This is a genomic window from Pseudomonas sp. MONT-RG-20F-20-E-7-02 (assembly GCF_022662395.1).
Classification (GTDB): Bacteria; Pseudomonadota; Gammaproteobacteria; order Pseudomonadales; family Pseudomonadaceae; genus Aquipseudomonas.
In genome coordinates, this window is the sequence record NZ_JAKNQN010000005.1 from 193,635 (window position 1) to 216,837 (window position 23,203).

Annotated in this window: 24 protein-coding genes and 1 tRNA gene; 13 read left to right on the forward strand and 12 right to left on the reverse strand. The window is 60.2% G+C overall.

The features are described from left to right. Positions 1 to 40: 40 nt before the first annotated feature. Together bcsQ (L8I05_RS16585) and bcsQ (L8I05_RS16590) are read left to right on the forward strand one after the other, a co-directional pair. Positions 41 to 898: a cellulose biosynthesis protein BcsQ gene (bcsQ, locus tag L8I05_RS16585; RefSeq protein ID WP_242170296.1), complete on the forward strand. Its 858-nt coding sequence runs from the start codon at positions 41 to 43 to the stop codon at positions 896 to 898. A gap of 185 nt (positions 899 to 1,083) precedes the next feature. Next, positions 1,084 to 1,989, forward strand: a complete 906-nt coding sequence (gene bcsQ, locus L8I05_RS16590) for a cellulose biosynthesis protein BcsQ (protein WP_242170300.1) — start codon at positions 1,084 to 1,086, stop codon at positions 1,987 to 1,989. 241 nt (positions 1,990 to 2,230) lie between these two features. Here the strand turns inward: bcsQ (L8I05_RS16590) and L8I05_RS16595 are convergent, their stop codons facing one another. The 5 genes from L8I05_RS16595 to L8I05_RS16615 form a co-directional block, all read right to left on the reverse strand. Then, positions 2,231 to 3,418, reverse strand: coding sequence for a methyltransferase (locus L8I05_RS16595; protein WP_242170302.1), 1,188 nt, complete (start codon positions 3,416 to 3,418; stop codon positions 2,231 to 2,233). Continuing rightward, on the reverse strand, positions 3,399 to 4,088 hold the full coding sequence (locus L8I05_RS16600) for an ABC transporter permease (RefSeq protein ID WP_026013808.1): 690 nt from the start codon (positions 4,086 to 4,088) through the stop codon (positions 3,399 to 3,401). The genes L8I05_RS16595 and L8I05_RS16600 overlap by 20 nt, the downstream gene beginning before the upstream one ends. Positions 4,089 to 4,126: 38 nt before the next feature. Next, positions 4,127 to 4,822, reverse strand: coding sequence for an ABC transporter permease (locus L8I05_RS16605; RefSeq protein WP_242170304.1), 696 nt, complete (start codon positions 4,820 to 4,822; stop codon positions 4,127 to 4,129). Positions 4,823 to 4,896: 74 nt separating this feature from the next. Further along, complete coding sequence (locus L8I05_RS16610) at positions 4,897 to 5,649, reverse strand: ABC transporter substrate-binding protein (RefSeq protein ID WP_242170305.1); 753 nt, start codon at positions 5,647 to 5,649, stop codon at positions 4,897 to 4,899. Positions 5,650 to 5,662: 13 nt separating this feature from the next. After that, a complete protein-coding gene (locus L8I05_RS16615) occupies positions 5,663 to 6,436 on the reverse strand; it encodes an ABC transporter ATP-binding protein (RefSeq protein ID WP_197625952.1) in 774 nt (257 codons plus the stop codon). A 555-nt stretch (positions 6,437 to 6,991) separates the two neighbouring features. Here L8I05_RS16615 and gabP point away from each other — a divergent pair. After that, positions 6,992 to 8,383 carry a GABA permease gene (gene gabP, locus L8I05_RS16620; protein ID WP_159953701.1) on the forward strand — a complete coding sequence of 464 codons (1,392 nt, stop codon included), beginning with the start codon at positions 6,992 to 6,994 and terminating at the stop codon, positions 8,381 to 8,383. Positions 8,384 to 8,523: 140 nt separating this feature from the next. On the opposite strand, the gene L8I05_RS16625 is transcribed toward gabP, so the two are convergent. Both L8I05_RS16625 and L8I05_RS16630 read right to left on the reverse strand, forming a co-directional pair. Next, positions 8,524 to 8,937, reverse strand: coding sequence for a hypothetical protein (locus tag L8I05_RS16625; RefSeq protein ID WP_242170307.1), 414 nt, complete (start codon positions 8,935 to 8,937; stop codon positions 8,524 to 8,526). Between the two features lie 70 nt (positions 8,938 to 9,007). After that, complete coding sequence (locus L8I05_RS16630; protein WP_242170309.1) at positions 9,008 to 9,949, reverse strand: alpha/beta fold hydrolase; 942 nt, start codon at positions 9,947 to 9,949, stop codon at positions 9,008 to 9,010. Positions 9,950 to 10,130: 181 nt separating this feature from the next. Between L8I05_RS16630 and L8I05_RS16635 the strand changes: the two genes are divergently transcribed. The 4 genes from L8I05_RS16635 to L8I05_RS16650 all read left to right on the forward strand — a co-directional run bounded on the left by L8I05_RS16635 (position 10,131) and on the right by L8I05_RS16650 (position 13,323). Continuing rightward, positions 10,131 to 10,322, forward strand: coding sequence for an antitoxin (locus L8I05_RS16635; RefSeq protein ID WP_242170311.1), 192 nt, complete (start codon positions 10,131 to 10,133; stop codon positions 10,320 to 10,322). Next, on the forward strand, positions 10,312 to 10,581 hold the full coding sequence (locus L8I05_RS16640; RefSeq protein ID WP_242170313.1) for a type II toxin-antitoxin system RelE/ParE family toxin: 270 nt from the start codon (positions 10,312 to 10,314) through the stop codon (positions 10,579 to 10,581). The genes L8I05_RS16635 and L8I05_RS16640 overlap by 11 nt, the downstream gene beginning before the upstream one ends. Positions 10,582 to 10,661: 80 nt before the next feature. Then, positions 10,662 to 11,627, forward strand: a complete 966-nt coding sequence (locus L8I05_RS16645; RefSeq protein WP_242170316.1) for an arsenic resistance protein — start codon at positions 10,662 to 10,664, stop codon at positions 11,625 to 11,627. Positions 11,628 to 11,715: 88 nt separating this feature from the next. After that, positions 11,716 to 13,323, forward strand: coding sequence for a glycosyltransferase family 39 protein (locus L8I05_RS16650; RefSeq protein WP_242170319.1), 1,608 nt, complete (start codon positions 11,716 to 11,718; stop codon positions 13,321 to 13,323). 8 nt (positions 13,324 to 13,331) lie between these two features. Here the strand turns inward: L8I05_RS16650 and L8I05_RS16655 are convergent, their stop codons facing one another. From L8I05_RS16655 to L8I05_RS16675, 5 genes are all read right to left on the reverse strand, one after another. After that, a complete protein-coding gene (locus L8I05_RS16655) occupies positions 13,332 to 14,006 on the reverse strand; it encodes a hypothetical protein (RefSeq protein WP_242170321.1) in 675 nt (224 codons plus the stop codon). 136 nt (positions 14,007 to 14,142) lie between these two features. After that, a tRNA-Phe gene (locus tag L8I05_RS16660) sits at positions 14,143 to 14,218 on the reverse strand. 103 nt (positions 14,219 to 14,321) lie between these two features. Next, on the reverse strand, positions 14,322 to 14,594 hold the full coding sequence (locus L8I05_RS16665) for an oxidative damage protection protein (protein ID WP_177017255.1): 273 nt from the start codon (positions 14,592 to 14,594) through the stop codon (positions 14,322 to 14,324). After that, positions 14,591 to 15,658: an A/G-specific adenine glycosylase gene (gene mutY / locus L8I05_RS16670; RefSeq protein WP_242170324.1), complete on the reverse strand. Its 1,068-nt coding sequence runs from the start codon at positions 15,656 to 15,658 to the stop codon at positions 14,591 to 14,593. Before mutY ends, L8I05_RS16665 begins: the two co-directional genes overlap by 4 nt. Further along, positions 15,655 to 17,865, reverse strand: a complete 2,211-nt coding sequence (locus L8I05_RS16675) for an AsmA family protein (protein WP_242170327.1) — start codon at positions 17,863 to 17,865, stop codon at positions 15,655 to 15,657. Before L8I05_RS16675 ends, mutY begins: the two co-directional genes overlap by 4 nt. Before the next feature lie 326 nt (positions 17,866 to 18,191). On the opposite strand from L8I05_RS16675, the gene L8I05_RS16680 reads away from it, so the two are divergent. The 6 genes from L8I05_RS16680 to hisF all read left to right on the forward strand — a co-directional run bounded on the left by L8I05_RS16680 (position 18,192) and on the right by hisF (position 23,203). Further along, positions 18,192 to 19,853, forward strand: coding sequence for an OFA family MFS transporter (locus L8I05_RS16680; protein WP_242170329.1), 1,662 nt, complete (start codon positions 18,192 to 18,194; stop codon positions 19,851 to 19,853). A 303-nt stretch (positions 19,854 to 20,156) separates the two neighbouring features. Further along, the gene (hisB, locus tag L8I05_RS16685) at positions 20,157 to 20,750 is read left to right on the forward strand and encodes an imidazoleglycerol-phosphate dehydratase HisB (RefSeq protein WP_100940330.1); all 594 of its coding nucleotides are present in this window, start codon (positions 20,157 to 20,159) and stop codon (positions 20,748 to 20,750) included. Then, positions 20,750 to 21,388 (forward strand): imidazole glycerol phosphate synthase subunit HisH, encoded by a 639-nt coding sequence (gene hisH, locus L8I05_RS16690; protein ID WP_159953724.1) that lies wholly within the window; start codon positions 20,750 to 20,752, stop codon positions 21,386 to 21,388. The genes hisB and hisH overlap by 1 nt, the downstream gene beginning before the upstream one ends. After that, the gene (locus tag L8I05_RS16695; protein ID WP_159953725.1) at positions 21,389 to 21,646 is read left to right on the forward strand and encodes a DUF2164 domain-containing protein; all 258 of its coding nucleotides are present in this window, start codon (positions 21,389 to 21,391) and stop codon (positions 21,644 to 21,646) included. Positions 21,647 to 21,685: 39 nt separating this feature from the next. After that, positions 21,686 to 22,423 (forward strand): 1-(5-phosphoribosyl)-5-[(5-phosphoribosylamino)methylideneamino]imidazole-4-carboxamide isomerase, encoded by a 738-nt coding sequence (gene hisA, locus L8I05_RS16700; protein WP_003187784.1) that lies wholly within the window; start codon positions 21,686 to 21,688, stop codon positions 22,421 to 22,423. 9 nt (positions 22,424 to 22,432) lie between these two features. Then, positions 22,433 to 23,203, forward strand: a complete 771-nt coding sequence (gene hisF, locus L8I05_RS16705) for an imidazole glycerol phosphate synthase subunit HisF (protein ID WP_003171107.1) — start codon at positions 22,433 to 22,435, stop codon at positions 23,201 to 23,203.

Genomic DNA, 23,203 nt, shown 5'->3' on the forward strand with positions numbered 1-23,203 from the left:
ATACACCGCGCTGGGTACGCACTCTTTAAGCGAGCCGTGGGTGGCTGAGCCTTTGCAACGGTTGCTGGATCAGTTGAACCAAGGTGCTGCGCCGTCGCCCGAGGCGGTCGAAGCCCCGCGTAGGGCGCGCTGTTCGGATGCGTCGGCACCAAAAGTTGTGGTGGTGGTTTCAGCCACGGGCGGGGTGGGGCGCAGCACGTTGGCCGCCGCGATTGCCAACGGTTTGCAGCGCCAGGGTAATCCGGCGCTGGCGTTGGAGCTGGACCCGCAAAATGCACTGCGTTATCACCTGTGTCCGGGCGTTGATCTGCCTGGCTTAGGCGCAACCAGCCTGCTCAACCAGACCTGGCAGGCCTTGCCCAAACGCGGTTTTGCCGGGTGCCGTGTTGTCGCTTTTGGTGAAACTGACTCGGTGCAGCAACAGAGCCTGAATCGCTGGCTGGGGCAGGATCTCGAATTTCTCAGCAAGCGTCTGGCCGGGCTCGGTTTGACTGGGCAGGACACGGTGGTTATCGATGTGCCGGCAGGCAACACGGTGTACCTGAGCCAGGCGATGTCCATGGCGGATATGGTGCTGGTGGTGGTTCAGCCGGACGCCGCTTCGTTTCGGCGCTTGGCGAAGATGGACGAGGTGCTCGCGCCGTACCTCGCCAGTGAATCGGCCCCACAACGGTTTTATGTGATCAACCAGGTCGATAGCGGCCATACTTTCAGCCAGGACATGGCCGGCGTGTTCAAGCTGCGTCTGGGCGATGCAGTGCTGGGCACCGTGCGCCGTGACCCTGCGTTCAGTGAGGCGCAGGCCTACGGGCACGACCCGCTCGACCCGGCGCTCGACAGTGTTGGCAGCCAGGATGTGAATGCCTTGTGCCATTCACTAAGGGCGCGCCTGCGTTAAAACACAAGCGGCCATTAATTTGACTATTTACCGTTTGTCTAAAAAACAACCAGCAAAAACATCAAAATAATGACACTTCCTCACGCCTGTCACAGAATGCTTCACTAAGACGCCAATAATAAGACCTGCGGTAAGTGCCTGCTTGCCGACCTTCACGTCTTTAGCTGCGTCGTGAGGAGCTGGCTATGAGCCTTAGCGAAGAACTTCTTGCGTTGTTCGGCAAGAACGTCACCCATGATGCCCAAGGCATTAATGCGCGCATGCACTTTTTCGGCAGCGTGCCTGCTGACGAAAACACCCTTCCCCAATCTCAATTGACTGATATCCCCGCGTTGCGCCCGAAAGTCGTCGCGTTAGTGTCGATGAATGGCGGCGTTGGCCGCAGCACGTTGGCCACGGCGTTGAGCAGCGGTTTGCAGCGCCATGGCGAATCGGTGGTGGCGCTGGACCTGGACCCACAAAATGCCTTGCACCATCACTTCGGCGTGAGTGCCGCGTTGCCTGGTATCGGCCGCACCAGCCTGGAGCATGGGCAGTGGAGCCCTTTACAGCAGCTCGGTTTCGCCGGTTGCCAGGTCATCACCTTTGGCGATATCGACATCCAGCAGCAGGAAAACCTTGAGCGTTGGCTCAAGCATGAGCCCACCTGGCTGGCTCAACGGCTTGCCTCACTGGGCCTGAGCGAGCGGCAAACGGTGATCATCGATACCCCGGCCGGCAATAACGTCTACTTCCATCAGGCGCTTAACGTGGCCGATGTGGTGTTGGTGATCGTGCAGGCCGATGCCGCGTGCCTTGGCACCCTGGATCATCTGGATGTGCTGCTCGCTCCGCACCTTGAGGGCCAGAACCCACCGACGGTGCAGGTGGTGGTCAACCAGGTGGATGAGAGCAACCCCTTCAGTTTGGACATGGTTGAGGCGTTCAAGCAGCGCCTCGGCAAAGCGCCGCTGGAGGTGCACCGCGACATGGCGATCAACGAGGCGTTGGCGTTTGCCGCAGACCCGTTGGACAACGTGGCGAAACGCTTGGCGAGTGACGATATCAATGAGATTTGCCGGGTACTCAAGACGCCGAAAGCAACCGCCTAAAGTGCGGTTTATACGCTTATCGCCAGATGCTTATGCACAATCGGTTGGTCGGACCTGTCACGAAACAGCCATTTTGTGGAGCCGTTCTCAACACGCTGCAACTGCCTGTTTTGTGTGCATTTTATTTTGTGAACAAAAAATGACCAGCGTGGCTTTTGCCCTGTAGCACTGATAACTACAGCTTCTGTAAAGATTCCATCAACAGAGTTATCCACAGGGCGCGTGTAGGAAATTTTGCCCTTTAATCGCGCTCGGCCAGCACCATCACGTTGCGCGGAGTCAGCGCCGGTTCGCAGAAGCTGCCTATCTCGACCTTGTAGCCCTGTTCCACCAAAAAAAGCGCCCGGTCCAGCACCAGCCACATTTCCAATGGGCGCCGAAACAGGCCGCGCAGCAACTCCAGGTTTCGCACGTGCGCCAGGCGCCGCCAGCCGTGTGCCTCCAGCGCCGCCCAATCCTGTTCACCTGCGGATAAAGCTTTGAGGCTTGCAAGCTCCTGGCAGTACTCGGCGAAGGGCTTATCCAGCCAACTGGCTGGCAGTGAAGGCGTGGGCAGGTATTCGTCGAGGCCGCGCACTTGTCGCTGTAAGTGATCGAAGCCCAGGCGCCGTGCCATGGAGGTGTCGCGCTGTTGGCGCACTCGGTTGCCGGCGGTGACGGTTTCGCTCAGCGGCAGGCCCAGGTCATCAATTGACAGCTTCAGTGGCGACGCGCGCCCGGCGCCGGACAGGGGCTGATAGCTGTCGGCGTTGATGCGGTTGTAACAGCAGGGCGCCAGCGCCAGTTGCTTGCACCCGGCCGCGCTGGCCAGTTGCAGCAGCCGCACGTGCAGGTCGCCGCAGGCATGCAGGGCGACGGGCGTGTGTTCGGGGCTGATCGTCACATCCGCCATCACGTCTTGCAGGCGATGGCTGGCGGGTAAGCCGTGGTGGTCGCTCAAGGCCTGGCCGGTGGCGATCAGCGCCGGGTCGTATTCCAGGCAGGTCAGCTGCTGGTCGGCGTGCAGCAGGCGGCGGCCGAGATGGCCTTTGCCGGCGCACCAGTCCAGCCAGTGCGTAGGCTTTTGCGCGAAATTCAGTGCGGCGCCGAAGGCTTCGATCTGTTGCCACTTGCGGCCCGGCACGTCGACGTTCAGCCGATGGCGAGCGGGTTCCAGCGCCTGTGTCGGTAACTTGTCCACAGCACCGAGCCGCAGCGCCTGCGCAGCCAACTGTGGAAAAGGCGCCGGCGCCGGCAAGTCATGGGGGCGGTTGTGACTGTTTTCGGCATCGGCCAGTGAACGCTGGCGCAGCCACTGGGCCAGCTCGGGATGCTGGTTTTCCCAGGGTAAATGCAGATGGGTAAAGGGCCGTGGTCGCCACAGCCCTTGGTGCTCGATCAGGAACGCATCCAGCGCCGCGAAGCGTGCTTCAACGTCCCTGGCAAGCATCGACGCGCAGCCAGCGTTCGAGCAGTTTGAAGCCGCGTACCAGGATGTAGGCCATCAACAGATAAAACAGCCCGGCGGCGAAGAAGATCTCCACCGGCAGGTAGGTGCGCGCGATGATGGTCCGCGCCATGCCGGTCAGTTCCAGCAAGGTCACGGTACTGGCCAGGGCGCTGGCCTTGAGCATCAGGATCACTTCGTTGCTGTACGCCGGCAGGCCGATGCGCGAGGCGCGCGGCAGGATGATGTAGAACAGCGTCTTCGGCTTGGACATGCCAAGGGCGCGTGCTGCTTCGATCTCACCCGGCGGGATGGCCTGGATGGCGCCGCGCAGAATCTCGGCGATATAAGCGGCGGTGTGCAGTGTCATGGTGGCAGTCGCACACCAGAACGGGTCACGCAGGTACGGCCACATGAAGCTCTCACGCACAGCGTCGAACTGCGCCAGCCCGTAATAGACCAGGAACAACTGCACCAGCAACGGCGTGCCACGAAAGAAGAAAATGTAGGCGTAGGGCAGGGCGCTCACGTACCAGCGGCGCGAGGAGCGGGCGATGCCCAGCGGGATTGCCAGCAGCAGGCCGGCGATCACGGCGATGGCCACCAGTTCCAGGGTCAGGGTCGCGCCTTGGGCCAGTTTGGGCAGCCACTTGATGATCACGGCCCAATTCAGGCCCAGGTCGAAGTGCGACAGCCAGCTGTAGTCACCGCTCATTGGGTGCTCCTTGCAAAGCCGCGGGCGGCGCGTTTTTCCAGGAAGTGCATGCCGGTCATGGCCAGCACGGTGAGGCCCAGGTACATGAATGCGGCGACCATAAAGAAGGTGAACGGCTGTTTGGTCACGGTCACGCCGATCTGCGCATGACGCATGATTTCTTCAAGGCCGATCACTGACACCAGCGCAGTATCTTTCATCAGAATCATGAACAGGTTGCCCAGGCCCGGCAGCGCGATGCGCCACATCTGCGGCATGATCAACCGGGTGAAAATCCGAAACTTCGACAGCCCCAGCGCCACACCGGCTTCGCGGTGGCCTTTGGGAATGGCGAGGATTGCGCCACGAAACACTTCGGTGGCGTAGGCGCCAAAGCACAGGCCCAGGGCGATCACCCCGGCAGCAAAGGCACTTAGAGAAAGGTCGGGGTTGCCGAAAAACTCCCCCAGCGCACGCATCAGATTGACCGTGCCGAAATAAATCAGCAGTACCCACAACAGTTCGGGAATGCCACGAACGATGGTCGAGTATGCACCGCCAAGCCATTGCAGCGGCTTGTACGGGGAGGTCTTGCCAAGGGCGCCGGCAAGGCCCAGCACCAGCCCCAGGCACAGGGCCGTGAGCGCCAGTTTGACGGTCATCAGCGCGCCGGCAGCGAGCGCCGGGCCGAATCCGTAGAGATCGAAATTCATGGTGTTTTCATATCGCGGCAGGCATTGCTAAAAGCCGGCGCGCCCTGTCGAGCGCGCCGGACAGGCCATTCAGATCATTCGATGCTGAACGGGAAGTACTTGTCGTTGATCTTCTTGTAGGTGCCGTCTGCCTTGATCTCTGCCAGGGCTTTGTTCAGGCGTTCGCGCAGTGGGTCGCCCTTGCGTACGGCGATACCGATCTTGTCGCTTTCTACAACCGGGTCGCCTTTGAACTCATAGGCCGAACCGTCTTTGCTCTTGAGCCATTCGTACTGCACGTATTTGTCGGCGAGGATGCCGTCCAGGCGGCCCGACGTCAGGTCGAGGTAGGCGTTTTCCTGGGTGTCGTAGAGCTTGACCTCGGTGTCCGGCAGCTTGTCTTCCAGGTAAGTACCGGCCAGCGTCGCGCGCTGTGCACCGATGATCTTGCCCTTCAGGTAGGACGCGTCGGTCTTGAAGTCCGCAGTCGCCTTAGGCGCGATGAATTGCAGCTTGTTTGAGTAGTACGGGTCGGTGAAGTCGACGGCCTGCTTGCGCTCATCGGTGATCGACAGCGAGGACACCAGGAAGTCAAACTTCTTGGCGTTCAAAGCCGGGATGATGCCGTCCCAGTCGGACACATACACTTCGCACTTCTCGACTTTCATCTTCGCGCACAGGGCGTCGCCGATGTCTTTGTCGAAGCCGACAACGTTGCCGCTGGCGTCTTTATTGTTGAAGGGTGGGTAAGCCGCTTCGATCCCCATTTTCAAGGTTTCTGCCATGGCCGTGGCGCTGAACGCCATCGAAACGGCCGCGGCCAGAAGGAATTTTTTATAGTTCTGCATGCATGTTGCTCCGTTAGCGGTTGCTGGACATGAATTGTTTGCAGCGCGCCGAAAGCGGGTTTTCAAACACCTGCTGTGGCGATCCTTGCTCTTCGATCAGGCCTTGGTGCAGGAACACCACTTCACTGGAGACCTGACGGGCAAAGCCCATTTCATGGGTGACCAGCAGCATGGTGCGGCCTTCTTCGGCCAGCGCGCGGATCACATTAAGTACTTCCTGGACCATTTCCGGGTCAAGCGCCGATGTCGGCTCGTCGAACAGGATGACCTTGGGCTGCATCGCCAGGGTGCGCGCAATCGCCGCCCGTTGTTGCTGGCCGCCGGACAATTGCGCGGGGTAGGCGTGGCGCTTGTCGGCGATGCCGACCTTGTCCAGCAGGGCTTCGGCCACTTCTATAGCTTCGGCCTTGCTCTGGCCGAGCACACGGCGGGGCGCCTCGATGATGTTGTCGAGGATGCTCATGTGTGGCCACAGGTTAAAGTTTTGAAACACAAAACCGATTTCGCTGCGCAGGCGATTGATCTGCTTGCCATCGGCGGCTGTCAGCTCGCCGTTTTTTGCGGCCTTGAGCTTGAGCTCTTCGCCAGCGACGAGGATCTGCCCCTGGTGCGGGTTTTCCAGCAGGTTGATGCAACGCAGAAAGGTGGACTTGCCGGAACCGGAGGAACCCAGGATCGAGATCACGTCGCCGTCGCGGGCGGTCAGCGAGATACCTTTGAGTACCTCCAGCTCACCATAGCGTTTATGCAAGTTGCGGATTTCAAGCGCGGGCGCGGCCTCGGCCATGTGCGGTCCTCATTGTGTTCAGTGCGTTCTTGCTGTTGGGCCGCCTTCCTGGCGAGGCGCCAAGCTAGCATAGCGTTCAGATGGCAGCCAACAGCGCTACGGACGGTTAACAGGTGGTGTGCGGCAGGGTGTCGCATCAGCGCAGCAGCGTGTCGCGCCATCAACAACCTAACAGACGTTTGAACCCGATAAATCCACAGGCTTCGCGTAAAAAAGGGCGCGATGGTGCCAGCTTTGGCCGGGGGTTGGAAGGGTTAACCGGGCAAACGGTCCTTATCAGCCCTTTTATGGAGCGTCACGTACTTTTTGTGTGTGTTTTTGGTGCGCGTTTACGTCTTTAAAATGGGTCGCACGGTAACGCTATAGCGGAATGCCATTGTTCTCAATGACTTGCGAGGGTTGATCAATTGTCCTACAGCCCGCGTCAATCGCGGCTCTGTAATATTTTGGCGCAAATCTTGCGTAAAAAATAAAGAACGCCCCGTTGGTTTCTTTTCACGAGAAAGATCGCAGGCCGGGCGGACCGTTTTCGCAATTCCTCGTAAAGGTGTGTCAATGAGTAGTACGCAAAGCTCCAATGACCTCGAACAGGGGCTCAAACCGCGTCACGTCACCATGCTGTCGATTGCCGGCGTCATCGGCGCTGGTTTGTTTGTTGGCTCCGGCCACGCGATTGCCGCCGCCGGCCCTGCCGTACTGCTGGCCTATGCCGCTGCGGGTACGCTGGTGGTGTTGGTAATGCGCATGCTCGCCGAGATGGCGGTAGCGTCGCCCGACACCGGTTCGTTCTCCACCTACGCCGACCGCGCGATCGGTCACTGGGCCGGTTTCACCATCGGCTGGCTGTACTGGTGGTTCTGGGTGCTGGTGATTCCGTTGGAAGCCAACGCCGCTGCGACCATCCTGCACGCGTGGTTCCCCGACGTGGCCATCTGGGCATTTACCCTGATCATCACCTTGCTGCTGACCGCGACCAACCTGTTCAGCGTGAAGAACTACGGTGAATTCGAGTTCTGGTTTGCGCTGATCAAAGTCGTGGCGATTGTGGGCTTCGTGATCCTCGGCCTGGCGGCGATTTTCGGCTTTCTGCCGACCAGCCAGGTCAGCGGCGTTTCACACTTGTTCGACACCCAAGGCTTTATGCCCAATGGCATGGGCGCAGTGTTGGCAGCCATCCTGACCACCATGTTCTCGTTCATGGGCACTGAAATCGTCACCATCGCTGCCGCTGAGTCGAAGAACCCGGGCCAGCAAATCACCAAGGCCACCAACTCGGTAATCTGGCGGATTGGTTTGTTCTACCTGCTGTCGATCTTCATCGTGGTGTCCCTGGTGCCATGGAACGATCCGACGCTGGCCGCGGTAGGTTCCTACCAGACTGTGCTTGAACGCATGGGCATCCCGAATGCCAAGCTGATTGTTGACCTGGTGGTGTTGGTTGCCGTGACCAGCTGCCTCAATTCGGCGCTGTACACCGCTTCGCGCATGCTGTTCTCCCTTGGCCGTCGCGGTGACGCACCGGCTGTGGCCAAGCGCACCAACAAGAGCGGCACGCCTTACTGGGCGGTGCTGCTGTCCACTGGCGCGGCCTTCCTGGCAGTGTTCGCCAACTATGTCGCCCCGGCGGCAGTGTTCGAATTCCTGCTGGCCAGCTCCGGTGCTATCGCATTGCTGGTGTATCTGGTGATCGCTGTGTCGCAACTGCGCATGCGCCAGAAGCGTACGGCGGCGGGCGAGAAGATCGTCTTCAAAATGTGGCTGTTCCCTGGCCTGACTTATGCGGTGATGGTGTTCATCGTCGGCACGCTGACCATCATGCTGTTCCAGGAAGCGCACCGGGTCGAGATCATCGCGACCGGTATCCTGAGCTTGCTGGTGGTGTTGGCGGGGTTGTTTGTGGCGAGCCGTCGCAAGGCACAGAAGCTAGGCGCCGCGGTACTCAATTGATTTAGTGGAATGCGGTGCTCAAGGCACCGCCATTCAAATGTGGGAGCGGGCTTGCCCACGAAAGCGGTGGGTCAGTCGCCAGATGTGCTGGCTGATCTACCGCCATCGCGGGCAAGCCCGCTCCCACAGTTGGTTTTGCGTCAGTCTGCTGAGTTGGCAAGTGCTTGTGAGGCGGCCACGTAATCGGCTTGAAACGCCGGCGACTCAATCCACGCCAACGCCGCTGCTTCATCGTCGGTGTCCGTCGCCCACTGCCGATACTCGATCAGTGCCGCGAGGATAAAGTCGGTAGCCTCTTCTTCGCCTTCCTGCTCCAGCACCAGTGCAAGCAGCGGGTGCGCCAGGAACACCGCGCACAGCGCCTGTTGGCTAATCTCGCCCGCTGCGCGCATCTCCACAAACAGCTCAGTCAAATCCACCGACTCAAGGTCAATGCGGCTGTCATCACCGGCAAACGCATCCGGCTTGGTCGCAACGCTGCGTTGGGTACGGTTCTGCTTGGCCTTGGCCTTTGCCCGGTGGGCACGTTTTTGCTGCTTGTTCGGCGAGGCCATGGGCTCACGTCCTTTGTTCAGGATCTGGGTGGGGTATTGAAGCGCAGGTTGGGGGAAATCCCAAGGGATTCTAAACGCGCTGGCCGGGCGTGCCTTGCGCTAACTCGCCCCGTTGCAGCCACGCCAGCGCAATCGGCCACAACCGATCCTGATATTCACTGCGGAAAAATGCGAAATGCCCGACGGCTTTTTCGCCGATTTCTTCGGGTGCGATACGTAAGTGCGTACGCGCGCTGCCTTCGAAATAGCCCAATAACCGCTCAATAGCCGCCACCGTGCCAAATGGATCGTCGGTGATGCTGATGGCCAGCAATTGTGCCTTCACGCGGGCAAACGGCAGCTCAACAAGGGCGCGCCCGCTGGGGCGCGTCTCGTACCTGGGCGTCGGCGTGCCCCAGTCGCGTACCACGCCGGCCGGCGTGTCTTCCAGCCAGCCCAGGCGTTTGCCGGGGAAGTAGCCGCACAGCGCCGTCACAAACGGCATCACCACTTGCCATTTACCGAACATCTGCCAGCGCCCGCTCGCTTCATAGTCGCGCCAGTACGCAAACTGCGCGCCGACCGTGACGATTCGTCGAATCACTGCGCCGGATGCCCCCAACCCCGCCGCACAACCGCCAAAACTGTGACCGACCACATCAATCGGCTGCCCCGGAAACTCCCGTTGCGCACGCTGCAACATCGCCTCGAAATCCAGCACGCCCCAATCCGACCACGACGCCTTGAAGCCGCGTAACGAGCCACTGCGCGATTCGCCGATGCCTCGGTAGTCGAAGGTGATGACGTCGAAGCCGTTGGCAAACAGGTAGTCGGCGAAGCGTGAGTAGTGGCGGCAGCGCACGGAAGTGGCGGCGTTGATGATGACGACTGGGCGCTCGAAGTCGGTGCGTAGGTGTCGCCAGGTAAAACCGCCAATGAGATAGCCGTCGGCAGCGGGCTCCTTGAAGGGTTCGCTGTGGCCTGGTTTGGAGCTGATGGCAGGCCTTTGCGAAGAGGCTTCATTCACATTCATTGTTTCTCTGCCTGTGTCGGTTTTTATTTTTTTTAGTAACAGTTGTTCAGTTTGCCAGTACTTGTGCTCTCTCCGGCAGGGTCACTAATGTTCGGGGCCACTGATAAAGCCATACATCCGAGAGGAACGACAGCCAACCATGCACCGATTAGACTGGCAGGCATCCATTACGGAGGTCTCTATGAGTATTCCCCTTTCTCCTATCGTTTCAGAGTTTGAAACAGAAGAGCAGGCCGCGAGCTATGACCGTTGGTTTCGTGCCAAGGTGCAGGCTTCAATCGATGATCCTCGCCCAAGTATTCCGCATGATCAGGTCATGGCCGAGATGCGCACGCTGATTGAATTGAAACAAAAAGAGCGTGATGCGGGTTGAGTGGCGGCCTGAAGCCCGGGCTGAACTCAGAGCAATTCTGGAATATATCGTTGAGCGCAATGTAGCGGCCGCCCGTGATTTGAATGAAGCCATTGAGGCTGCGACGACGGCTCTTCCCCAGCATCCTTATCTGTACCGATTGGGCAGAGTGTTGGGTACTCGAGAAATTGTTGTGCATCCAAATTACTTGGTGATTTATCGCATTACGGATTGGATTGAAATACTGACAGTGCTGCACGCCCGCCAAGAATATCCCTGATGCGCGTACCGGTTTTGCTGCTCGACCTCGAGTGAGTAGATGCATAGGCTTACGCCTTCGCAAACCGCTAGAGCGACTTCATGACCCGCGACACCCTCGAACACAACCAGATCCCCATCTACTTCGTCACCGTCCTGCTCGCGGCTGCGTTCGGCGTGTTTGCACCCACGTCCGCCCACGGCCTCGGCATTTTGGTCACGCCCGCCATCGCAGTGCTGATGTACGCGATGTTCCTGCAAATCCCGTTTCTGGACTTGCGCCAAGGCCTGGGCAACAAGCGCTTCATCGCGGCATTGTTGCTGGCCAATTTCATCCTGGTGCCCTTGCTGGTGTGGGTGCTCACCCGTGGCCTGGTGGAGCGCCCGGCGCTACTGGTCGGTGCGCTGCTCGTATTGCTGACGCCGTGCATCGACTACGTGGTGGTGTTCACCCATATCGGCAAGGGTGATTCGCGGCTGATGCTGGCGGCGACGCCGGTGCTGTTGTTGCTGCAACTGGTGCTGTTGCCGGTGTACCTGGGTTTGATGCTGGGTGGGCAATCCGCCGTGGTGGTGGCGGTGGGGCCGTTTGTTGAGGCGTTCGTGTGGTTGATTGTGCTGCCGATGATGCTGGCGGTGCTGACCACCGCCCTGGCGCGGCGCTCAAGGCTGATGGGGGCGTGGAATAACACCTGGGCCTGGCTGCCGGTGCCGGCGATGGCGCTGGTGCTGTTTGTGGTGATTGGCTCGCAGATCACTTCGGTGGTGCGCGATATCGGTGTGTTGCTGCCGGTGATTCCGGTGTATGTGGCTTTCCTGTTGCTGGCCCCGCTGATGGGGGCGTTGGCGGCACGGTTGTTCGCGTTGCCTGCCACGACGGCGCGGGCGGTGACGTTCAGTGCGTCGACCCGCAACTCATTGGTGGTGCTGCCCTTGGCGCTGGCATTGCCCGACGACGTGCGCGGGCTGGCGGCCACGGCGGTGATTGTGCAAACCCTGCTGGAGCTGATCGGCGAGCTAGTCTATATCCGGCTGATTCCGGCACTGGTGTGGCGCGCTGGTCGATAAATCCATAAATGTTCGGGTTTGTTCAGGCGCTATTCAGGGGTTGAGTCGGCACCATGGAGTCGGCGCAGCCTACCTGAAAGGACATTCGATGGATCACCGCAGCCGTTTTCGCCTGGAGTCCCTGGGCATTTTCCTGATCGCTTTGCTGCTGTTCACCTGGGGCATCTGGGACGAGCAACCCCAAGGGTTTGACGGACGTTGGGCGCTGTTCATGCAGGAAATGTTTCGCCATGGCGCGAGTCTTTTCCCGACTACCTATGGCCAGCCGTACCCTGATTATCCCGGCACTGCGACCTTCTTCAGTTTTGTCTTTGCCAAGTTGTTTGGCGCGCCGAACCACCTGGCGAATGTGCTGCCGACGGCGCTTGCCTCGGCGGGCATGACCGCCCTGGTCTATCGCCTGCTGGCGCCGTTCAGCAGGCCTTGGGCATTGCTGACGGTGCTGCTCACGCTGCTCACTACTCAATTGCTCGATAAGTCGCGTTCGGTGTGCCTGGACCTGATGATCGCGCTGTTATGCGTGGGCAGTTTCTACCTGCTGCACAGTGGCGAGCGCCTGGGTTCGCGGGTGAGGCAGCTGGCTGTGTTCCCGCTGTTTGTCCTGGCATTCGCAATTCGCGGGCCGCTGGGGTTGATCGAAGTCTGTGGCGTGGTGTGCGTGTATTGGGCAATGGGCCGGCCCGGTGAGCGGGTCAAGCAGGTGCTGATTCACGGTTTCGTGGGGTTGGTGTTGCTGGTGGCGTGCTGGTGGATGTTGATGAAGCTGGCGCGGTTCAGCGGCGGCGATGCCTTTGCCGATGATGTGTTCAGGATGCAGGTCAGTGGGCGGCTTGATGAGAGTGGCGAGCCGTTCTACTTCTACTTCAAGCTCAGCTTGTACCGTTATTTCCCTGTGGTGCCGCTGGCGTTGGCGGCCTTGATTGCGCTGCGCCACCGCTGGTCTGAGCGGTGGGTCAGTGACGAAGTGCAACTGATCGTGCGGCTGGGCGCCTGTGGCTTGATGATCTTGCTCGGGTTGTCGGTGCCGCACTTCAAGCGCGCTTATTACATTCTGCCGATGGTGCCGATGTTTGCCGCTGTCGCGGCCTATGGGCTGCTCCAGGCGCAAAACTGGCTGGTTGGCGTGCGCCGCTGTTATGAATGGCTTGTCGCAGCGCTGCCGGCGTTGTGCGTGGTTGTGCTGTTTGTGTGTCGGCATGCCTGGCAGAAGCACGGATATTGGCCTGAGGTTTCGTTGCCGTTGTTGATTGGCGCGCTGCTGGTTCTGCAAGCGGCGGCGTTGATTGCCTGGCGGCGCCCATTGCGGTTGGTGTGGCTCAGCGCAATCGCCTTGGCGGCGCAGTGGCTGCTGCTGGTGGTGGTGATAGATCCGGCCAAAGACCTGCAATTCGACACACGCCGGTTTGTCAGCCAGGTCGAAGCGCTCCGAGCGTCGCAGCCGGGCCCGTTGGTGTTTGTCGACCTCGGTCGCGACACCTGGGCAATACGCTACATGATGAACCTGGACCACGATGAACAGCCGCTGTTTGTCGCGGGCAATGAGCTTGAAAAGCTGGCGACATTGCCCCGGCCATCCTGGGTGATTGTGCCGCGTAAAGAGGCTGTGTTGTTGAAAGGGACGTCAATGGAACAGCAGGCAGCAAACTTCGAAGGTCGGCTGAATGACAATCCGCTGATGGTGTTTCTGCTGAAATAGGCAAGCGCCTATTTGCACTGGTAACCCTCGGGCATCGTGACGGTGTAGTTGCGCTGCACCCGATCCTGGAAGTTCAGGTTCTGCAGGCCCTGTTCCACCAGGAAAGCCTCGATCTTGGCCGCCTGGCAGTCTTCGTTGTAAGACATCACCCGGAGCAGATACACGGCGCGCCTGCTCGCCTCATCACGCGCAGTGGCGGTGAAGGTGGTGAGCGTGGTGTAGCCGGTGCGCTCCGAGGTGCCCACCGGGCCGTAGGTGGTGTTTGGCGTGCTGGTGCAGGTCAGTTGGTCTTCTTTCTTCTTGGTCTTCTTGCACTGGGTGGTGGTGCTGGTTGGCACCTGGCCGTACTCGGTGGCGGTGTAGCGGTAAGTGACCTGCTTGCTGTCGACATCAAGGAGGATGGTCATTTTGATCGGTGCATGGTTCTTGGGCAGGGTGGCGTCGGTATACACCTCGTGAAAGCCTTGGTCCTTCATGGCACTGACCATGTCCCGCAGGTAGTAGCGGGCATTCAGCGTGCTTTGCGCACTGCCGCCGACGGACGTCGTCACCAGCACGGTAGCTTGTCGATCAAAGTGATAGTCCGGATCCGGCGTTGCGTTGATCGAGACATCCATTTGTGTGGCGCAGCCACTGAGCAGCGACGTCAGCAGCAACAGCGCGCGGAACAAGTACCGGGTCATCTAAACACTACCTTGCAGCAAAAAATTCAGTAACAGCTATACGATTGAGCCGCGCGATAAATAACCCCCGGCCACTAAATCGCAGGCAATAAAAAACCCCAAGGAATCATCTTCGCTTGGGGTTTTTCGGTATTAGTGGTGCCCAGAGACGGAATCGAACCGCCGACACGGGGATTTTCAATCCCCTGCTCTACCGACTGAGCTATCTGGGCAACGGGGCGCATTAAACGGGTTTTTCAGGGGGTCGTCAAGCAAGTTTTCAAAAAATATTTAATTATTACCGTCGCTTACGTGCCGACCCCGATTTTTGATCAATTATTGAGCAGGCGGCACGTAGCCGTCGGCCTTGGCGTATTCCTCGCCGGAAAAGAACTTGTCCATCTCGCCCGCCAGGTATTTACGATCTTCGGCGTTCATCATGTTCAGGCGTTTTTCGTTGATCAGCAGGGTCTGGTGTTTCAGCCAGTCACCCCAGGCTTGGGCGGAGATGTGTTCGAAAATGTCCTGGCCCTTGGCACCTGGGTACGGAGGGCGATCCAGGCCTGGCAATTCTTCTTTGTACTTGCGGCACATTACGGTGCGGGTCATGACGGAACTCCTGCGTTCAATACTTCAGCCGCGCGCTTCAGCAGTTTTTTCACCGGGGCGGCAAGGCCCAGGCGCGGCGGGGTGGCGAGGTTATACCAGAGCCAGTCGGCCTCGGCCACGTGATGGGCGGATTCCTCGACCTGGACCAGCCAGGGTTCGATGGCCAGCTGGAAATGGCTGAAGGTGTGGATCAGCCCTGGCAGTTCATGCGGTTTGCCCAGTTCGAGCGCGTGCTGGTTAGCCAGGTGTTCCAGGTCTTGCAGGTCATCGAGCTCCGGCAAGCTCCACAAACCGCCCCACAGGCCCGTGGAAGGGCGACGGTAAAGCAGAATCGCGCCCTCGGCATTGGCCAGCATCGGCATCAGCGTGCGCTTTTGCGGGATGGTCTTGCGCGGCTTGGGGATCGGGTAACGCGTCTCCAGGCCGAGCATGTGGGCTTCGCAGCCTTTTTCCAGCGGGCACAGCAGGCAGCTGGGTTTGCTGCGGGTGCAGAGCGTGGCACCCATGTCCATCATCGCCTGGGTGTAGGCGTTGACGCGATCGTGTGGCGTGAAGCGTTCTGCGGTCGCCCAAAGCTGCTTGGCGACCTTGGGCTCGCCTGGGTAACCCTCTTGCGCGGTAAAGCGCGCCAACACGCGCTTGACGTTGCCGTCGAGGATCGGCGCACGCAGGCCCATGCTCAGGCTGGCGATTGCGCCGGCGGTGGACAAGCCAATGCCGGGCAATTCAGTCAATTTTTCGACGTCCTTGGGAAACTCGCCGCCGTATTCGGCGACGACGATTTTGGCGGTCTTCTGCAGGTTGCGTGCGCGGGTGTAGTAACCCAGGCCGGTCCACAGGTGCAGCACTTCATCTTCCGGCGCAGCGGCCAGGGCTTCGACCGTCGGCAAAGAAGCCATGAAGCGGTCGAAGTAATTCAATACCGTGCTGACCTGGGTCTGTTGCAGCATGATCTCCGACACCCACACCCGGTAAGGCGTGATGCCCTGTTGCCAGGGCAGGTCATGGCGACCGTGGCGGTCGTACCAGTCCAGTACCGCCTGCGAAAACTGCTCGTTTCTCATCGCTTGAACAGGCCCTTCAGAGCGTCTTTCAACTGTGGGTTGACCTTGTCGAGCTTCTCTTCAAGTTTATCGCTGAGCTTGTTGCCGGCCGCCTTGATGGCGACTTGGGTCAAGCCGTCCTTGTCCAGGCGGCAGGCCTTGGCGCCCAGTTCCAGTGGGCCACGGCAGCGCAACGGCACTTCGATGCCCTGGAAGTTGGAGCCGACCTGGCAGGCCGGGTCCGGCACGTCGCGCTTGTCGCCTTCGACGATAATGCCGACGCGGTAGTCCATGCCGAGTACGCGCAGGTCGACGTCACCGTTGCCGTTGACCGTCAGGCCGGGGATGCGCACTTTCAGGTCGGGGTTGCTGGCCACGCCGTTACGGAAGGTCAAGTTGCCGCGCAGTTCCTGGAACGGCGTGTCCTTGCCCTGCGGCGTGCTGCTCAAGGTCTTGCGGTTGAGCAGGGCGATGCCGGTGCACAGTTGCTGTTCGAGGTTGGCATTGAGCAGCATGCCGTTATTGATCACGAAGCTGGCGGTGCCGTTGAGGCTGTCGATCAGTGCCTTTTGGCTGTTGCCACGGCCGTTGAGGTTGCTGTCGAGGGTGATCTGGCCTTTCACCGGCGGGTTCTGCCCCTGGGCTTGCAGGATTCGCTCAACCGGCACTTGCTTGATGTGGGTTTGCAGCGCCAGCAGCGGGATGTCCTGGCGCACATCGAGCGTGCCGTTGGCCTGGAAGGTGCCGTTGTAGAGGCCGCCGCTCAGGGTGTCGAGCTTGAGTTGGCCGTCGATGCCGGACGCTTTGAGTGCGGCATTCTGGATCGGCAGTTTGCTCAGGGTCAGTTGGCCGAAGGCCAGGTCGGCGTTCACGTCCAAGGTGCGCAGGCGCGTCAATGGCAGCAGTTTGTCGGTGCTCCACGCGCCTTTGGTCGGTGCATCCGGCAGTGGTGTGGTACCACCGGCGGCCATCGCGCCCGCTTCACTGTTCTGCACTTCGGCCTGGCGTGCGGCGGCCGCACCTTTGGCGGTCTCGGACTTGGCCGGCAGGTAGTCGTCGGCGTTGAAGGTGTCGCCTTTGAGCTGCACGCGCAGGGCTTGCTTGGCGAAATCTTCGACAGCAATGCGACCGGTGAAGGTGCTGCTGTCGAGTTTCAAGTTCAGGTCTTCCAGCGCCACGCTGGTAGGCGTGCCCTTGAGGCGGCTGACCAGTTCGACTTTGCTCAGGCTGCCTGCGGCCATCGGCGGCAGCGGGTGGCCGACGCTGTCGAGGAACTTGGCCAGGTCAAACTGGGCAATGGACAGGGCGCCACTGAGCTGCGGGGTTTTGTCCAGGTCGTTGACCTTCAGTTCACCCAAGGCGCGCAGCTGGTTGGCGGAGAGCTTGAGGTTGGTCCACTCGGCAATGTTGGCCGCCTGGTCCACCAGCAATTGACCTTGGGTGGAGAAGGTCACGGTCTTGCCTTGCAGCGGCTCGCCGGTGGCTTCGCCGCTGAGCTTCATGTCTTCGAACTGGTAGCGCTTGAGGGCGCGCTGAATGCGCAGGTTGCCGTTAAGCTCGGTCTTGACTCGCATCAGCGGCTGGTTGCTGCCCAGGAAAGCGGTGAGTTTGAGCGGAATGCTCGCGCCTTCATGCACGGCGCCGGCGCTCAGTTGAATGCTTTCGGCGCTGTACTGCTTGCCGGTTTGCTCGTCGTTGTATTCAACGCGGGCGTTGTTGATGGTCAGGCTGTCGATGTCCAGGCGGATCGGCTTTGGCGGCTTCTCGGGTTCCGGCTCGGCGGGCTGCTGCGCCGCAGCGGGGGCGCCGGCGGTGGTCTCGGTCACATTCTTGCCGATGTCTTCCCAGTTGCCGTGGCCTTGCTTGTCACGGTTAAGGCGCAGGTTCAGGCCTTCGACACGCACATCGCTCATCTGCACTTCGCGGCGCAACAGCGGCAGCACGCGCACCGACAGGCCAAGCATCTGCAGGTCGGCAAACGGTTGGGTAGGGTTGGTCATGGTCGCGACGCTGGCTTCGTGCAATTCCAGGCCCAGCCAGGGGAACAGGCTCCAACCGATATCGCCATTGAGCGTCAGCTCGATGTGGGCCTTGTCGCGGGCAATCTGGCGAATCTCGTCTTTGTAATCGTTGGGATCGAAGAGGTGGGTCAGGGCAAAGCCCAGGGCCACAATGATCAGCAACAGCCCGAGAAGTACCAGACCCAGGATTTTGCCGAACGCTTTCATGGGCGAGTCCTTGTATGTCGATTTCAAAATTTAGCCGCAGAGTATAACGCCCGACGGCCTGCGTCAGTTCACGCATCGTTACATTGTATCCAGCGTCGGCAAAATCGGATTTTGCCGACGAACAAATCAGATTGCGTAAAAAAGGTGATATCAGTTTGGTTTTTCTGTCATCCACTGGTGCTAATCTGCGCGGGTTCGTCTGTCGTCTGCGACACAGCGTCGCGCTCAAAAGGAGCTTTACTCAACAACAACGGCCAACGCTCTGCGTGCAAGGCCGAGGGAGAGAGCGCCTGACGGACACATACTAATAACTGGGGGAAACACCAATGAGCACAAGCACTGCGGCTGGCAATACTGCCGCACAGCCTGCGTTCCTGTCCAAGGAGCGCATTATCGCCAAGCCGGGGTTCAACCGCTGGCTGGTTCCACCGGCCGCCCTGGCCATCCACCTCTGCATCGGCATGGCCTACGGCTTCTCGGTGTTTTGGCTGCCACTGTCCAAGGCGCTGGGTATCACCGCACCGGTTGCCTGTGCACCGGACATGAGCTTTATCGCGCAAGTCTTCTCGTCCCAGTGCGACTGGCCCATCTCCATGCTGGGCTGGATCTATACCCTGTTCTTCATCTTCCTGGGCTGCTCGGCAGCGATCTGGGGCGGCTGGCTGGAACATGCCGGGCCACGTAAAGCCGGCGTTGTATCGGCCTTGTGCTGGTGCGGCGGCCTGTTGATCTCGGCGTTGGGCGTTTACACCCACCAGATCTGGCTGATGTGGATCGGCTCTGGAGTGATTGGTGGTATCGGCCTGGGCCTGGGCTATATCTCGCCCGTGTCGACTCTGATCAAGTGGTTCCCGGACAAGCGCGGCATGGCCACCGGCATGGCGATCATGGGCTTCGGCGGCGGCGCAATGGTGGGTGCACCGTTGGCAGCAGCGCTGATGGGCCACTTCGCTTCGCCGACAAGCGTGGGCGTATGGCAGAGCTTCGTGGTCATGGCCATGATCTACTTCGTGTTCATGATTGGTGGCGCACTGTCCTACCGCGTTCCGCCGACCGGCTGGAAGCCTGAGGGCTGGACCGCCCCGGCGAAAAAAGCCAACAACGCGATGATCACCCATCGTCACGTGCACGTGAACGTGGCCTGGAAAACACCGCAATTCCGCCTGGTGTGGCTGGTGCTGTGCCTGAACGTATCGGCCGGTATCGGCATCCTCGGCATGGCGTCGCCGCTGCTGCAGGAAGTGTTCGGTGGCAAGTTGCTGGGTAATGGTCTGACGTTTGGCCAGCTGGATGCCGGTCAACTGGCGTCTATTGCTGCAATCGCGGCCGGGTTCACCGGTTTGCTCAGCCTGTTCAACATTGGTGGCCGGTTCTTCTGGGCGTCGTTCTCCGATTACCTGGGCCGTAAAAACACCTACTTCGTGTTCTTCGCCCTGGGCTTTGCCCTGTACGCGCTGATTCCGAACCTGGGACACCTGGGCAATGTGGCGCTGTTTGTTGCCGCGTTCTGCATCATCCTGTCGATGTACGGCGGTGGTTTTGCGACCGTGCCTGCGTACTTGGCCGACTTGTTCGGCACCCAGATGGTCGGCGCGATCCACGGTCGCCTGTTGACCGCTTGGGCGGCGGCGGGCGTGCTTGGTCCGGTGTTGGTGAACTACCTGCGTGAGTATCAGCTGAGCATTGGCGTTCCGCGCGCTGCGGCTTACGACATCACCTTGTACATCCTCGCAGGCCTGCTGGTGCTGGGCTTCATCTGCAACCTGCTGGTTCGCCCGGTGGCCGACAAGTACTTCATGACCGATGCGCAGCTGGCTGCCGAACAGGCGCTGGGTCACGACAAAGGGGCTGACGCCACGACTTCTCTGGAGTGGAAAGCCTCGTCCGGCAGCGTGCCAATGGCGATCGCTGCGTGGCTGGTGGTGGGTATTCCGTTGGCGTGGGGCGTGTGGGTGACCCTGCAGAAAACCGCAGTATTGTTCCACTAACACCGCTGTAGTCCGGTGGGCCCGGCTCCTCCGGGAGCCGGGCTTGTGTGGGAGCTGGCTTGCCTGCGATAGCATCGCCTCGGTGTAACAGAAATACCGAGGCGTCTGCATCGCAGGCAAGCCAGCTCCCACACTTGATCTTCACCCGTCTAAAGATTCAGGCGCACCATTCTGGAGCGCCTACTTGTATGCACATGTCTATCCCCGACACTCCATCAGTCTTATCCCCTTCGATGTTTCTGTTTGGCGCCCGCGCCCCTATAATGGCTGCCTTTTTCGCCCAATGATTTTGCGGAGCTGGTGATGGCCGAACGTAAGGCATCCGTCGAGCGCGACACTCTGGAAACCCAGATCAAAGCCTCGATCAACCTGGATGGCACCGGAAAGGCCCGATTTGATATCGGTGTCCCTTTTCTTGAGCACATGCTGGACCAGATCGCCCGTCATGGGCTGATCGACCTGGATATCGAGTGCAAGGGCGACCTGCATATCGACGACCACCACACGGTGGAAGACGTAGGCATCACCCTCGGCCAGGCATTTGCCAAGGCCATCGGCGACAAAAAAGGCATCCGTCGCTACGGCCACGCCTATGTCCCGCTGGACGAAGCGCTGTCGCGCGTAGTCATCGACTTCTCCGGCCGCCCAGGCCTGCAGATGCACGTGCCCTACACCCGCGCCACCGTGGGCGGCTTCGATGTCGACCTGTTCCAGGAGTTTTTCCAGGGCTTCGTCAACCACGCACTTGTCAGCCTGCACATCGACAACCTGCGCGGCACCAACACCCACCACCAGATCGAAACCGTGTTCAAGGCTTTCGGCCGCGCGCTGCGCATGGCCGTGGAGCTGGATGACCGCATGGCCGGGCAAATGCCCTCGACCAAGGGCGTTCTGTAATGCAGACGGTCGCGGTTATCGATTACGGCATGGGTAACCTGCACTCGGTGGCCAAGGCCCTCGAGCACGTAGGCGCCGGCAAGGTGCTGATCACCAGCGATGCCAATGTGATTCGCGAAGCCGACCGGGTGGTATTTCCCGGCGTCGGCGCGATTCGCGATTGCATGGCCGAAATCCGCCGCCTGGGCTTTGACAGCCTGGTGCGTGAAGTCAGCCAGGACCGACCGTTTCTCGGCATTTGCGTGGGCATGCAAGCCTTGCTCGACCGCAGTGAAGAGAACGACGGCGTCGACTGCATCGGCCTGTTCCCGGGCCAGGTGAAGTTCTTCGGCAAAGACCTGCACGAAGACGGCGAACACCTGAAAGTCCCGCACATGGGCTGGAACGAAGTGCGCCGCACCGTCGACCACCCGCTGTGGCATGAAATCCCGGACATGGCGCGCTTCTACTTCGTGCACAGCTACTACATCGCCGCGGGTAACCCGCGCCAGGTGGTCGGTGGCGGGCACTATGGCGTCGACTTTGCCGCAGCGCTGGCCGAAGGCTCGCGGTTTGCCGTGCAGTTCCACCCAGAGAAGAGCCATACCCATGGCCTGCAATTGCTGCAGAACTTCGCCGCGTGGGATGGTCGCTGGTAAATGGCCAAGAAACCGAAGTTGCCGATCTTGAACCTCACGCCCGAGCAGGAGAGTGAGGCTACCCTCAAGATCAAGCGCTTCATGGAGGACCGCTTCGAGCTCAAGCTGGGCTCGTTCGAGGTCGCCGAGATTCTTGAGCTGTTCACCACCGAAGTGGCGCCGCACTATTACAACAGGGCGATTTTCGACACGCAGACGCTCCTTAAAGAAAGGTTCGAAAGCATCGAAAGCGACCTGTGGTCGCTTGAGAAACCCTGATTTCCCAAGCATTGCTGAATATCGAATAAGGTTTGCCAGATGCTGATTATCCCCGCTATCGATCTCAAGGACGGCGCTTGTGTACGCCTGCGCCAAGGCCGCATGGAAGACTCCACCGTGTTCTCCGATGACCCGGTGAGCATGGCTGCCAAATGGGTAGAAGGTGGCTGCCGTCGTCTGCATCTGGTGGACTTGAACGGCGCCTTCGAAGGCCAGCCGGTGAATGGCGAAGTGGTTACCGCCATCGCCAAGCGCTACCCGAACCTGCCGATCCAGATCGGCGGCGGTATCCGCTCCCTGGAAACCATCGAGCACTACGTCAAGGCCGGCGTCAGCTACGTGATCATCGGCACCAAGGCCGTGAAAGATCCGGCGTTCGTCGCTGAAGCCTGCCGTGCATTCCCGGGCAAGGTGATTGTCGGCCTGGACGCCAAAGACGGTTTCGTCGCCACCGACGGCTGGGCTGAAATCAGCACCGTGCAAGTGATCGACCTGGCCAAGCAGTTCGAAGCCGACGGCGTCTCCGCCATCGTTTATACCGACATCGCCAAAGACGGCATGATGCAGGGCTGCAACGTACCGTTCACCGCTGCTTTGGCGGCTGCCACGAAGATTCCGGTGATCGCCTCCGGTGGCATTCACAACCTGGGCGACATCAAATCGCTGCTGGACGCCAAGGCGCCCGGCATCATCGGCGCCATCACCGGCCGCGCGATCTACGAAGGCACCCTGGACGTCGCCGAAGCCCAGGCTTACTGCGACGCCTACAACGGCTGAGGACTGACCATGGCGCTGGCCAAACGCATCATCCCTTGCCTGGACGTCGACAACGGTCGCGTGGTCAAGGGCGTCAAGTTCGAGAACATCCGTGACGCCGGCGACCCGGTGGAAATCGCCCGTCGCTACGATGAGCAAGGTGCCGACGAGATTACCTTTCTCGACATCACCGCCAGCGTTGACGGCCGCGACACCACGCTGCATACCGTCGAGCGCATGGCCAGCCAGGTGTTTATCCCGCTGACCGTGGGCGGTGGCGTGCGCACGGTGCAAGACATCCGCAACCTGCTCAACGCCGGTGCGGACAAGGTTTCGATCAACACCGCCGCCGTGTTCAACCCGGAGTTTGTCGGTGAGGCCGCGCAGCACTTCGGTTCGCAGTGCATCGTGGTCGCCATCGACGCCAAGAAAGTCTCAGGCCCGGGCGAAACCCCGCGCTGGGAGATCTTCACCCACGGCGGTCGCAAGCCGACCGGCCTGGACGCGGTGGAGTGGGCGATGAAGATGGAAGGCCTGGGCGCCGGTGAAATCCTGCTGACCAGCATGGACCAGGACGGCATGAAAAACGGCTTCGACCTGGGCGTAACCCGCGCTATCAGTGATGCGCTGGGTATTCCAGTGATCGCCTCCGGCGGTGTCGGCAACCTGCAGCACCTGGCCGACGGCGTGATCGAAGGCCATGCCAGCGCAGTGCTGGCGGCGAGTATTTTCCACTTTGGCGAATACACCGTTCCCGAGGCCAAGGCCTACATGGCGGCGCGCGGTATCGTCGTTCGCTAA